A 13,113-nucleotide genomic window follows, 5' to 3' on the forward strand; every position below is an offset into this window, starting at 1 on the left:
CCCCCTGGGGGGCAGCAAGCCGAAGGCGCAGCGTGGGAGCATTCTCATTATAGGAATCGATATGCAAGACATCGTCATCGTGGAAGCCTGCCGCACCGCCATCGGAGATTTCGGCGGAGGGCTGAAGGACGTCGCCCCCTGCGAACTGGGCGAACTCGTGGTGCGCAACGTGCTGGAACGCGCGGGCGTGGCGGCGGCCGAGGTCGGCCACGTCGTCTTCGGCCACGTGATCAACACCGAGCCGCGCGACATGTACCTGTCGCGCGTGGCGGCGCTGAACGCGGGCATCCCGCAGGCCGTGCCGGCCTTCAACGTCAACCGCCTGTGCGGTTCGGGCCTGCAGGCGATCGTGTCCGCCGCCCAGGTGCTGATGCTGGGCGACGCCGAAGTCGCCATCGGCGCGGGCGCCGAAAGCATGAGCCGCGCGCCTTACGTGGCGGTGGGCCAGCGCTGGGGCTCGCGCATGGGTGATTCGCGCCTGGTGGACATGATGACGGGAGCGCTGTCCTGCCCGTTCGAGAAATACCACATGGGCGTCACGGCCGAGAACGTGGCGCAGAAATACGGCATCAGCCGCGAGGACCAGGACGCCCTGGCGCTGGAATCGCACCGGCGCGCGGCCCATGCCATCGAGCAGGGCCATTTCAAGCAGCAGATCGTGCCGGTGACGCAGAAGACCCGCAAGGGCGAAGTCGTGTTCGACCAGGACGAGCACGTGCGCTTCGACGCTACCCCCGAGAGCTTCAGCAAACTGAAACCCGTCTTCGCCAAGGAGAACGGCACTGTCACGGCGGGCAATGCGTCCGGCCTGAACGACGGCGCCGCCGCCGTGCTGCTGATGACCGGGCAGGCCGCCCGGGCCCGCGGGCTGACGCCCATGGCGCGCCTGGTGTCCTACGGCCACGCCGGCGTGGACCCGCAATACATGGGCATCGGCCCGGTGCCGGCCACGCGCAACGCGCTGGCGCGCGCCGGCCTGACGCTGGACCAGATCGACGTGATCGAGGCCAACGAAGCCTTCGCCGCGCAGGCCTGCGCGGTGTCCCGCGAACTGGGCTTCGATCCGGCCAAGGTCAATCCCAACGGCAGCGGCATCAGCCTGGGGCACCCGATCGGCGCCACGGGCGCCCTGATCACGGTCAAGGCGCTGCACGAGCTGCGGCGCGTCCAGGGCCGCCATGCCCTGGTCACCATGTGCATCGGCGGCGGCCAGGGCATCGCCGCCATCTTCGAGCGCCTGTAGTGGCGCGGCCGCGCGCCGCCCGGGACGCCCGGCGGCCGGCCGCCGAGGCCATCGAGGCCGACCTGCCGACCCTGTCGGAAGAGGGCGGCATCCGTTACCTGCATTTCAATTCGGAATGGATCCAGGGGGCGATGCGCATCGCCCGCCCCTCCGAACTGGTGCTGGCCTACACCCAGCAGATGATGGCCTGGCTGCTGTTCGCGCCGTCCGGCCCGCGCGATCGCGTCGGCATCCTGGGGCTGGGGGCGGGGTCGCTGCTGCGCTTCACCCTGCGGCATACGCGCTCCCCGGTGGATACGGTCGAGCGCAATCCCGCCGTCACCGCCCTGTGCCGGGCGTTCTTCCGCCTGCCGGGCAGCGCGCGCTCGGTCATCGATCATGCCGATGCGCGCGACTGGGTGGCCGAGCCGGGGCGGGCGGGGCGTTACCGCGCGCTGATGGTGGACCTGTACGACAGCCGGGCCGAAGGCCCGGTGTGCGGCGATCCGGAGTTCTACCGCGACTGCCACCGGATCCTGGACGAGCCGGGCGTGATGAGCGTGAACCTCTTCGGCCGCCACGAGAGCTTCGAGGAAAACCTGCGCGGCATCCGCGCGGCCTTCGGCGGGCGCGTGCTGTGCCTGCCGGAGATCGACGAGGGCAACACGGTGGCCCTGGCTTTCAAGGGCGACGCCCTGGACCTGTCGCGCCAGGACCTGCTGGACCGGGCCGAACGGCTGGAATCGCGCACCGGCCTGCCGGCGCGCCGCTGGGCGCGGTCGCTGCTGATCGGCGCCTGAGCTCCGTTTTGGGGTATGGCCCTCGCTGATTTGGGGTATGCATACCCCACACTGTGCTGGCTGGGCTCGGCACCCTGGGTTTGGTACTGCTGGGCGCCTCCTGGCAACAAACCGCTTGGCAACAAACCGCTTGGCAACAAAAAAGCCGTATCTCATTGAGAATACGGCTTTTCTTGGCGGGGCTTGGCGCCCCGGGCTTGCACCCCTTGCATGAATTCTGGTAGGCAGTACTGGATTCGAACCAGCGACCTCTACGATGTCAACGTAGCGCTCTAACCAACTGAGCTAACCGCCTTCAGGAAAGAAAAGCATTATAGAGTGGGCGCTGGGCACTGTCAAACGAGCCAGGCCGCGAATGGGCCGCCATGGGGTCGCCCGGAGGCCGACTTGGGCATATGGCGGGAAACCCACACCTGTTGGCATACCCATGAACATTTCGCGGTTGAAACAAGTTTCTACGATAAAATTCGCCGCAGTCTCCGTCGGGCGAACCACGAATCATCGTGAAACGATTTTACGTGGCATCCATCGAGCGGCGTCGCGGCAAGCGCGCCGAATTTTCCCTGAATCGCCTGGCAGCCGCGCTGCACGGCGGCATCGGCCTTGCGGCGCTGCTCGCGTCCCTGGGCTCGATGGCGGCCGGGCCGGCGCGGGCCGACGAAGGCATTTCCCAGGTCAGCCGCGGCGCCGATGGCCGCGATGGCGAAACGGCGTTCACCTGGTCCTCCGCGACCGAGGGCAAGGACGCGGATCCCTCGGCCTGGACCCAGTCCCAGCCGATCCGCAACGTGGCCTCGCCGGCGCTGGAGATCGGTTCCGTCGGCGGCGCCGGCGGCTCGGTCCACACCAAGGGCGTCTTCCATAACCTGCCGGGCAAGCCGGGCGGCAAGGGCGGCGCGGCCTCGCTTTCCGTGGCGCAGTCCGCCGAGATCTCCGGCGTGCTGGGCGTCTCCGCGCAGGCCAGGCCGCTGATCCGCGTCTTTTCGGTGGGCGGCACGGGCGGCCTGGGCTATACCTCGTGGACCGAGAGCGAAAGCGGCATCGGGCGCGGCGGCGACGGCGGTCCGGTTTCCCTGAACATCGCGTCGCGCGTCACCGCGACCAGCGATCCGGCGGCCCGGACCCGCGCGCTGCCCGCCATCCAGGTGCTCTCGCAGGGCGGGGCGGCCGGCGTCAGCAAGGACGGGCGCCGGTCCGCCGACGGCACGTACAAGGATCGGGTCGATACCGACCGCGGCGGCTCCGGCGGAGACGTCTCCGCCACCTTCGACAAAAGCGCCAGCGTCGGCGTGACCGGGGCGCTGGCGCCCGCGGTGTCCGTCAGCTCCCTGGGCGGCGACGGCGGGCACGCCAGCAACAGCGGCGGCTATCCCTCCAACGGCGGCGCCGGCGGCGCCGTCGATTTCGCCAACTGGGGCACCATCGCCGCCAATGGCAGCAATTCGACCGCGGTCATCCTGCAAAGCGCCGGCGGCGCGGGCGGCGGCGGCGCCAATGGCGCCTTCGCCGCGGGCACCCCGGGCGGCCGGGGCGGTGCCGGCGGCGTGGTCAAGGCGCTCAATGGCGGCACCATCGCCACGCGCGGCGACTACAGCTTCGGCATCATGGCCCAGTCGGTGGGCGGCGTGGGGGGCAGCGGCGGCGGCGCCGCCTTCGTGGACGGCGGCGACGGCGGCGGCGCGGGCCTGGGGAAACTGGTTTCCATCACCAATTACGGCACCATCACGACCACGGGCGCCGGTTCGAGCGGGATCGTGGCCCAGAGCGTCGGCGGCGGCAGCGCCCTGGACGCGTTCTACGCCACCCGGCCGACGGTGAACCAGGGCGGCGGATCGGGCGGCAACAGCGGCATCCTGCTTTTCGCCAGCGGCGGCACGGGCGGCCAGGGCGGCGTCGGCGGCGACGTCAAGGCCGAGCATCGCGGCGTGATCCGCACGGCGGGCGATGCCGCCCATGGCGTCCTGCTGCAGAGCATCGGTGGCGGGGGCGGCACGGGCGGCGCGGCTTCGGGCTCCACCGCGTTCCTGTCCGTGGCGCTGGGCGGCGCCGGGGGGGTGGCGGCAACGGCGGCGAAGTGACCTTCAACAGCACCCTGGGCCGGATCGAGACCGGAGGCAGGAACGCGACGGCGGTGCTGGCGCAATCCGTCGGCGGCGGCGGCACGGGCGGCTACGCGACTTCCAGGTCCGTCAGCCCGGCCGTGTCGGCCGCCTCCTCGCTGGGCGGCTCCGGCGGCAAGGGCGGCCAGGGCGGCGCGGTCAGGATCAGCAACAATTCCGCCATCCGGACCTCGGGCGAAGCCGCCATCGGGTTGCAGGCCTCCAGCATTGGCGGGGGCGGCGGCACGGGCGGCGGCGCCGCGGCGTTCGCCGTGGCGCTGCCCGCGGTCACCCCCTCGGGCCAGCCCCTGCCTTCTATCGCCCTGACCAATGCGATCGGCGGCTCCGGCGGCGATGGCGGCAAAGGCGCGGCCGCCGCCGTCGACAACCGCAACGCCGGCATCGAGACCTTCGGGGTGGGCGCCACCGGCATCCTGGCGCAGAGCATCGGCGGCGGCGGCTACGGCGGCGCCTCGGTGCTGCAGGGCTGGACGCTGCCGGTATTGGGCGGCGCCGGCGGCTCCAGCGGCCAGGGCGGCTACATCGAGGTGCGCACGCTGACGGGCAGCACCACCATCCGGACGACGGGGGCCAAGGCGCACGGCGTCTTCGCGCAGTCGCTGGGCGGAGGCGGCGGCACGGTCAGCGATGCGCTCAAGACCGACGACACGGCGCGCGCCGCGCTGGAGAAGACGGCCACGGTCCTGGCCGGCCTCATCGGCAAGGCCGGCGGCTCGGGCACGGTGCTGGACAACAAGGGCACGGGCGGCGACATCTCGATCAAGCTCGCCGGCGACATCCGCACGAGCGGCGCCGGCTCGTACGGGATCTTCGCCCAGAGCGGCTTCCAGCAAAGCAGCGGCGCGCTGGACGCCAGCCGCGCCGGCGGCAGCATCGCCGTCGATTATTCGGGCACGCTGCAGGGCGGCTCGGGCGAGGGCGCGGGCATCGTGATCGACGGCGGGCGCAACAACACCATCGTCATCGGCGCCGGTTCGCGCGTCGGCGCGCTTTCCGACCGGGCCATCGTCTCCACTTTCGGCCAGGAGTCCGTGCGCAACTTCGGCACCGTGGTGGGCGACATCGACCTGGCGCGCGGCAACACCACGGAATGGAACGAGTTCCGCAACGAAGTGGGCGGCACCTACGTCAGCGGCGGCAGCGGAACGATCAAGGTCGGCAACGGCTGGTTCTACAACGCCGGCACCTTCGATGTCGGCGGGGTGGGCAGGATCGCCACCGCCACGGTCCAGAAGGTGGACCTCCAGCTGGGCGGCACGCTGCTCGTGGATGTCAACAGCGTCGCCGCCGGGGGCCCCAAGGCCGACCTGGTGCAGGCATCCCGGGTGCTCGTCGAGGGCGTCAAGATCAAGCCGCATGCCGTCGAGGGACTGCTGCCCGGCAGCTTCACGGTGGTGTCGGCCTCGTCCCTGCAGACCGGACGGGCGGCCACGGCGGCCGGCGGCCCCGGCAGCCCCATCGCCTGGTCGGCGTCGCAAAGCGGCGGCGGCATCTCGATCTCCCCCTCGGCGGATTTCGTCGGCAAGGCGCAAGGCAATCTGACCGATACGGACCGCTCGCTGCTCGACAGCCTGCAGCGCGCCTGGGACGGCAACGAAGCCGGCATGGCGGGCATATTCGCCAGCATGGCCAACATCGAATCGGCCCAGCAGTACGAAACCGCGATCGGCAGCATGACGCCCACCGAGGACCTGGGCCAGCTGGCCTCGGACCAGACGCTGGCCGGGCGCAAGTCGCTCAATGCCGCGCTGAGCTGCCCGGTGTTCGACGGTGCGGGCGTCACCCTGCGCGAGACCCAATGCGTCTGGTCGCGCATCACCGGCTCGCGCACCACGCAGGACCGCGGGTCGGCGAGCGACGGCTATTCGCAGGACGGCCTGAGCTACCGCATCGGCGGGCAATGGGAGATCCGCCCCGACTGGTTCTTCGGCGCCACGGCGGCCTACAACGTCAGTTCCATGCACACCCGGGACAGCCTCACCTCGGTCCACGGGCGCAGCGGCGACGTCTCCGTCTCGCTCAAGCACCAGACCGGCCCGTGGCTGCTGGCGGGCGCCCTGCACGCCGGCTACGGCGACTACGACTCCAGTTCCCTGTTCTGGGTCGGCGACGACCTGTGGAGCGCCGAGAACAAGAACGATGTCTGGACCGCCGGCCTGCGGCTGCGGGCGGCCTACGAGCTGGCCTCGGACGACTGGTACCTGCGGCCCTATGCCGACCTGGACGTGCTGCACACCTACATGCCGGGCTACACCCTGGCCGGGGACGGCGCGACCCTCCAGGCCGGCGCCATGAAGGAATGGAGCGTGGCCGTTTCGCCGACCCTCGAAGCGGGCACCCGCGTCGACCTGGGCCGGTACGGGTGGCTGCGCCCCTACGTGTCGGTCGGAGCCACGTTCATCAACAACCGGAGCCTGGACAGCGACGTGTCCTTCTCCGACGGCAGCGGCAAGGGCATCACGTTCACTTCGAGTTCGTCCCTGCCCGAGCGGCTGTTCAACGTGGGCGCCGGCGTCCAGCTCTACGCGCAGGACAAGTACGAACTGCGCGCGGAATATCGGGCCCAGCTGGCCTCGGAATTCCGCAACCAGGAGCTCAGCCTGCGCGTGGCCATGCGGTTCTGACGCGCCGCATCCCCCTTGGGGGATGCGCCAGGACAAAGGCCAGTCCCCGCGGACTGGCCTTTTTGCAACGATCCCCGCCGCCGGGGATCGCCGGAGCGCCCGGAATCCCGCGCATTTCCTCGTATCAAATTGATTGTTGTCCGCCTGATTGCTACACTGGATGGATTCCTCCTGCATGGCAAATTCAGGCTTTTTACCTACGCGGCGCAGGCCGCGTTTCGCATTTTCAGGACACGCTTACATGGTTTGCATCACCCTTCCCGACGGTTCGCGGCGCGAATTCGACCATCCCGTTTCCGTGCACGAGGTCGCGCGCTCCATCGGGACCGGGCTGGGCAAGGCGGCGCTGGCAGGCCGGCTGGCTGTCGACGGCGAGCCGGCGCGGCTGGTGGACGCCAGCCACGTGATCGACCGGGATGCCTCCCTGAGCATCGTCACCGACAAGGATCCCGAAGGTCTGGACCTGATCCGCCATTCCACGGCGCACCTGCTGGCCTATGCGGTCAAGAGCCTGTTTCCCGATGCCCAGGTCACCATCGGTCCGGTGATCGAGAACGGCTTCTACTACGATTTCTCGTACAAGCGTCCCTTCACGCCCGAAGACCTGGAAGCCATCGAAAAGAAGATGGCCGAACTGGCGCGCCGCGACGAAGCCGTGACGCGCGAGGAATGGGACCGCGACGAGGCCGTGAAGTTCTTCCGCGGCATCGGCGAGGCCTACAAGGCCGAGATCATCGCCTCGATCCCCACCAACGAAAAGATCAGCCTGTACCGCGAGGGCGACTTCATCGACCTGTGCCGCGGCCCGCACGTGCCGTCCACCGGCCGTCTGCGGGTGTTCAAGCTGATGAAGGTGGCCGGCGCCTACTGGCGCGGCGACAGCAACAACGAAATGCTGCAGCGCATTTACGGCACCGCCTGGGCGCGCAAGGAAGACCAGGACGCCTACCTGCACATGCTCGAACAGGCCGAACTGCGCGACCACCGCCGCATCGGCCGCGAGCTGGACCTGTTCCACTTCCAGGACGAGGCGCCCGGCCTGATCTTCTGGCACCCCAAGGGCTGGACGATCTGGCAGCAGGTCGAGCAGTACATGCGCCAGGTGTACCAGGACAACGGCTATCAGGAAGTCAAGGCGCCGCAGATCCTGGACCTGTCCCTGTGGAAGAAGACCGGCCACTGGGACAACTACCAGGAAAACATGTTCACGACGGAATCCGAGAACCGCGTGTACGGCCTCAAGCCCATGAACTGTCCGGGCCACGTGCAGATCTTCAACGCCGGCCTGCATTCCTACCGCGAACTGCCGCTGCGCTACGGCGAATTCGGCCAGTGCCACCGCAACGAGCCCTCCGGCTCGCTGCACGGCATGATGCGCGTGCGCGGCTTCACCCAGGACGACGGGCACATCTTCTGTACCGAGGACCAGCTCCAGGAAGAATGCGCCGCCTTCACGCGCCTGCTGCAGAAGGTCTACGCCGATTTCGGCTTCACCGAGATCCTCTACAAGGTCGCCACCCGCCCCGAAAAGCGCATCGGCGCCGACGAGGTCTGGGACAAGGCCGAGCAGGCCCTGAAGGACAGCCTGGACCTCTCCCATTGCGACTACGAGGTCTCCGAGGGCGAGGGCGCCTTCTACGGCCCCAAGATCGAATACACCCTGAAGGACGCCATCGGCCGCCACTGGCAGTGCGGCACCATCCAGGTGGACTTCTCCATGCCCGCGCGCCTGGGGGCCGAATACGTCGACGCCCAGGACCAGCGCCGCACGCCCGTGATGCTGCACCGGGCCATCCTGGGGTCCCTGGAACGCTTCATCGGCATGCTGATCGAAAACCACGCCGGCGCGCTGCCCGCCTGGCTGGCGCCGCACCATGCCGTGGTCTGCTGCATCTCCGACGCCTCCGCCGCCTACGCCGAACAGCTCGCCCGCGACCTGAAGGCGCAGGGCCTGCGCGTGTTCGCCGACGTGCGGGGCGAAAAGATCACCCGTAAAATCCGCGAACATAGCCTGCAGAAAATTCCGTATATTCTGGTCGTCGGTGACAAGGAGCGCGAGTCCGGCGCCGTGTCCGTGCGCGGGCGCGGCAATCTGGACCTGGGCACGATGCCGGTGGCGGATTTCACCGCCCGGCTCAAGCACGAAATCTCGACCCGACAGCAGGGGACCGAACCGGCGCAGGCCTGATTCGACCCCTTTTTCATCAACTCACAGGAGTTCTCGACATCGCAACCGAAAAGAAACACCGCGTCAACGGTGAGATCCGCATTCATGAAGTCCGCCTGATCGGCGTGGATGGCGAACAGCTGGGCATCGTCCGCACATCCGAGGCCTTGTCCATGGCCGAACAGAACGACGTCGACCTGGTCGAAATCGCCCCCACGGCCAGTCCGCCGGTCTGCCGCCTGATGGACTACGGCAAGTTCAAGTACCAGGAACAGAAGCGCCAGCAGGAAGCCCGCGCCCGCCAGAAGATCATCCAGGTCAAGGAAGTCAAGTTCCGCCCGGGGACCGACGAAGGCGACTACCAGGTGAAACTGCGCAATCTGCGCCGCTTCATCGAGGATGGCGACAAGGCCAAGGTCACGCTGCGCTTCCGCGGCCGCGAGATGGCCCACCAGGAACTCGGCATGCGCGTCCTCGAACGGGTGCGCGACGACCTGGGCGAACTGGTCCTGGTCGAGGCCATGCCCAAGCTCGAAGGCCGCCAGATGGTGATGGTGCTGGCACCGCGCAAGAAAGCGAGTTAGCCAGGCATCACAGAGGCATTCATGCATTTTCTGTTCGTCATCGATCCGCTGCCCGCCCTGAAGGCCTGGAAGGATTCCTCCGTCGCCATCATGCGCGGCCTGGCGGCGCAGGGGCACGACTTCAGCTTCGCCACGATGGGCGATCTCTACGTCCTGGAAGGCCGCGTGCGGGTGTCGGCCACGGCGATGCGCCTGCGCGCCGATGCCGACTGGCACGGCCACGACTGGTGGACGCAGGATGCCGCGCCGCGCGACTGCACGCTTGCCGACTTCGATGCGGTGCTGATGCGCAAGGACCCGCCCTTCGACATGGAATACGTCTACGCGACGCACCTGTTCGACCATGCGGCGGCGCAGGGCGCGCGCGTGTTCAACGCCGGGGCGGCGATCCGCAACCATCCGGAAAAGCTCGCCATCACCGAATTCGCGCAGTACACGGCGCCCACGCTGGTCAGCCGCGACATGGCGCGGCTGCGCGCCTTCCACGCGCAGCACGGCGACGTCATCGTCAAGCCCCTGGACGGCATGGGCGGCAGCGGCATCTTCCGCCTGCGGCCGGGCGAGCCGAACCTGGGCTCCATCCTGGAAACCCTGACGGAACTGGGCACGCGGACCATCATGGCGCAGCGCTACATCCCCGAGATCCTCGACGGCGACAAGCGCATCCTGATCATCGGCGGCGAGCCGGTGCCGTTCGCCCTGGCGCGCGTCCCGCTCGTGGGCGAGACCCGCGGCAACCTGGCCGCCGGCGGCAGCGGCCGGGCGCAGCCGCTGTCGGACCGCGATCTCGAACTGGCCCAGGCCGTGGGCCGCAAGCTGGCGGAGCGCGGCCTGCTGCTGATCGGACTGGACGTGATCGGCGACTACATCACGGAAATCAACGTCACCAGCCCCACCTGCTTCGTGGAAATCACCGAGCAGACCGGCTACGACGTGGCCGGGCGCTTCGTGCAGGCCCTGGTCCGGGCCGTGGGCGCGGCATGACCCCGCGCGCACCGGGCCGCCCCTCGCGCGCATGCCGGAGTACGCGGCGCGCAGCCGCCGCGGCGGAGGCCCCATGAACACCCGCATCGCCCTGGTCATGCACGAGCCCCTGGGCGCGGCCTTCGAGGCCTGCGCCCGCCACGTGCTGGGCCGCGTGCCCGACCTGACGGTCTTCGACATCGCGCCCGACGCCGATCCGCCCGCCCAGACCGCCCGCATCCTGGACTGGATGCGGGCGCGCGGGCCGGCCGAGCCCGTGCTGATCCTCTGCGACCTGTACGGCGCGACGCCGTTCAACATCGCCGCCCAGGCCCTGCGCCGCGCGCTGGAGGAAGGCTACGTGGCGCACCTGCTGACCGGCACCAACGCCTGCATGGTGCTGAAAGCCTTGACAGACCAGCAGGAAAACCCCGAATCTCTCGGTGAACGCGTGCGACAGGGGGCGCTGCGCGGTATCGTGAATGCGGAACCCCCATGTGATTGCTAGAGCCCAGGAGCCCGTGCCCATGCCTTCCATCGATCTGGTGATTTCCAACAAGCTGGGGCTGCATGCGCGCGCGGCCGCCAAGCTGACCCAGCTGGCCGGGCGCTATCGCAGCGACATCTTCATCTCGCGGGGGGCTCAGCGCGTCAACGCCAAGAGCATCATGGGCGTGATGATGCTGGCCGCGGGCCTGGGCGTCACCGTCCGGATCGATGCCCAGGGCGAGGACGAGGCCCAGGCCCTGGCCGATATCCGCGCCCTGTTCGAGGGCCGCTTCGGAGAAGCGGAATAGACCAGGCCGATCCTCGCATGAGCCCGCCGGAATCCGTGCCGTCCGCGATGTGTTCCACCCTGTGCCTGTACGGCCAGGGCGTGGTGCGCGGCTATGCCATCGGCCGGGCCGTCGTCATGAGCGCGGCCTCGCTCGAAGTCGCCCACTACCGCATCGCCGAGAAGGACATCGAATCCGAGCAGCGGCGCTTCACCCTCGCGGTGGACGAGACCGTGCGCGAACTGGGCCAGATGGCCGAGGACCTGCCGGCCGACGCGCCGCGCGAACTGGGCGTGCTGCTGTCGGTGCATGCCATGCTGCTGCAGGATCCCATGCTGGTGCAGTCGGTCTGCCAGCTGATCGCGGAACGCCAGTACAACGCCGAATGGGCGCTGACGGCCCAGGGCCAGATCCTGGTGGAGCAGTTCTCCCTGATGGACGACGCCTACCTGCGCGAGCGCGGGGCGGACGTGCGCCAGGTGATCGAGCGCGTCCTGCGGGTGCTGTCGGGGTCCGTGCACTGGCTGCCGAACCTGGACGCCGTGGACGTGGACGGCAGCCTCATCGTGGTGGCGCGCGACATCTCTCCGGCCGACATGATGCGCCTGCGCGGCGGCCGCTTCGGCGCCTTCCTGACCGACCTGGGCGGGGCCACCTCGCATACGGCCATCGTGGCGCGCAGCATGAACGTGCCGGCCGTGGTCGGCATGGGGCTGGTGCGCACGCTGGTGCGCGACGGCGACCGGCTGATCGTCGATGGCCTGAACGGGCTGGTCCTGGTCAACCCCTCGGAGGCCGTGCTGCGGGAATACCAGGAACGGCAGGCCGCCTTCCTGCGCGAGCGCGACGAGCTCAAGGCGCTGCGCTTCGCGCCGGCCGTCACGCTCGACGGCATCCAGATCCGCATGGAGGCCAACATCGAATTGCCCGAGGAAGCCGCCGACGCCCTGGCGGCCGGCGCCGAGGGCATCGGGCTGTTCCGCAGCGAATTCCTGTTCATGGGGCGCTCCAGCCTGCCGAGCGAGGAAGAGCAGTACGAGGCCTACGCCTCGGTGGTGCGCACCATGGCGGGCCGGCCGGTCACCATCCGCACGCTGGATATCGGCGCCGACAAGACGCTCGACGGCGAGGTGACCGTGGCCACCAATCCGGCGCTGGGCCTGCGCGCGATCCGCTACTGCCTGGCCAATCCCGAGATGTTCAACACGCAGCTGCGCGCGCTGCTGCGGGCCGCCGCGCACGGGCCGATCCGGGTGCTGTTTCCCATGGTGTCGCACATGCACGAGATCCACGCCGCCCGCCGCGCCCTGGCGCGGGCCGCCGCGGAACTGCGCACCGCGGGTCTGCCCCACGACGCCGCCGTGCAGGTGGGCGCCATGGTCGAGATCCCGGCCATCGCCATCGCCATCGAGCCCTTCGCCGAGGCGCTGGACTTCCTGTCCATCGGCACCAACGACCTGATCCAGTACGTGCTGGCGATCGACCGGGGGGACACCGACGTCGCCTCCCTGTACGATCCCATGCATCCGGCGGTGCTGCGCCTGATCGCGCACACCATCAACGTCGGCGAGCGGCTGGGCAAGCCCGTGTCGATCTGCGGCGAGATGGCGGGCGACGTGCGCGTCACCCGCATGCTGCTGGGGCTGGGCCTGACCGGCTTCTCCATGCATCCGCAGCAGCTGCTGGACGTCAAGAAGGAAATCCGCCGGGCCCATTCCAACGCCCTGCGGGTCAAGGTCGCGTCGGCCCTGAACCGGGCCGAACGCATCGACCTGTCCACCCTGGACGCCTGAAGCCGCCGGTTTCCGGGCCATGCCCGGGTTCCTGGCCCTCCGGTTCGTTGGTAGAATCGTCCGA

General features: G+C 69.2%; 10 protein-coding genes and 1 tRNA gene. 10 read left to right on the plus strand and 1 reads right to left on the minus strand.

The window, feature by feature from the left end:
• Positions 1–61: 61 nt before the first annotated feature.
• Both BN940_RS08570 and BN940_RS08575 read left to right on the plus strand, forming a co-directional pair.
• Positions 62–1,243, plus strand: coding sequence for an acetyl-CoA C-acyltransferase family protein (locus BN940_RS08570; RefSeq protein ID WP_043682122.1), 1,182 nt, complete (start codon positions 62–64; stop codon positions 1,241–1,243).
• On the plus strand, positions 1,243–2,022 hold the full coding sequence (locus BN940_RS08575) for a class I SAM-dependent methyltransferase (RefSeq protein WP_043682126.1): 780 nt from the start codon (positions 1,243–1,245) through the stop codon (positions 2,020–2,022). Before BN940_RS08570 ends, BN940_RS08575 begins: the two co-directional genes overlap by 1 nt.
• Before the next feature lie 218 nt (positions 2,023–2,240).
• On the opposite strand, the gene BN940_RS08580 is transcribed toward BN940_RS08575, so the two are convergent.
• Positions 2,241–2,317, minus strand: a tRNA-Val gene (locus BN940_RS08580).
• A 208-nt stretch (positions 2,318–2,525) separates the two neighbouring features.
• Between BN940_RS08580 and BN940_RS08585 the strand changes: the two genes are divergently transcribed.
• From BN940_RS08585 to ptsP, 8 genes are all read left to right on the plus strand, one after another.
• Complete coding sequence (locus BN940_RS08585) at positions 2,526–4,100, plus strand: hypothetical protein (protein WP_158386253.1); 1,575 nt, start codon at positions 2,526–2,528, stop codon at positions 4,098–4,100.
• Complete coding sequence (locus tag BN940_RS08590; protein ID WP_052355716.1) at positions 4,097–6,766, plus strand: autotransporter outer membrane beta-barrel domain-containing protein; 2,670 nt, start codon at positions 4,097–4,099, stop codon at positions 6,764–6,766. The genes BN940_RS08585 and BN940_RS08590 overlap by 4 nt, the downstream gene beginning before the upstream one ends.
• 241 nt (positions 6,767–7,007) lie before the next feature.
• A complete protein-coding gene (thrS, locus tag BN940_RS08595; RefSeq protein ID WP_043682134.1) occupies positions 7,008–8,954 on the plus strand; it encodes a threonine--tRNA ligase in 1,947 nt (648 codons plus the stop codon).
• Positions 8,954–9,517 (plus strand): translation initiation factor IF-3, encoded by a 564-nt coding sequence (gene infC / locus BN940_RS08600; protein ID WP_242404307.1) that lies wholly within the window; start codon positions 8,954–8,956, stop codon positions 9,515–9,517. The genes thrS and infC overlap by 1 nt, the downstream gene beginning before the upstream one ends.
• Before the next feature lie 21 nt (positions 9,518–9,538).
• A complete protein-coding gene (gene gshB, locus BN940_RS08605; protein WP_043682138.1) occupies positions 9,539–10,501 on the plus strand; it encodes a glutathione synthase in 963 nt (320 codons plus the stop codon).
• Positions 10,502–10,574: 73 nt separating this feature from the next.
• Positions 10,575–10,988, plus strand: a complete 414-nt coding sequence (locus tag BN940_RS08610; RefSeq protein ID WP_043682142.1) for a PTS sugar transporter subunit IIA — start codon at positions 10,575–10,577, stop codon at positions 10,986–10,988.
• Between the two features lie 19 nt (positions 10,989–11,007).
• Complete coding sequence (locus tag BN940_RS08615) at positions 11,008–11,277, plus strand: HPr family phosphocarrier protein (RefSeq protein ID WP_043682145.1); 270 nt, start codon at positions 11,008–11,010, stop codon at positions 11,275–11,277.
• 47 nt (positions 11,278–11,324) lie between these two features.
• Positions 11,325–13,049 (plus strand): phosphoenolpyruvate--protein phosphotransferase, encoded by a 1,725-nt coding sequence (gene ptsP / locus BN940_RS08620; RefSeq protein WP_052356064.1) that lies wholly within the window; start codon positions 11,325–11,327, stop codon positions 13,047–13,049.
• Positions 13,050–13,113 lie beyond the last annotated feature (64 nt).

The sequence above is a fragment of the Castellaniella defragrans 65Phen genome, from assembly GCF_000612685.1.
In the GTDB taxonomy this organism is placed as follows: Bacteria; Pseudomonadota; Gammaproteobacteria; order Burkholderiales; family Burkholderiaceae_B; genus Castellaniella; species Castellaniella defragrans.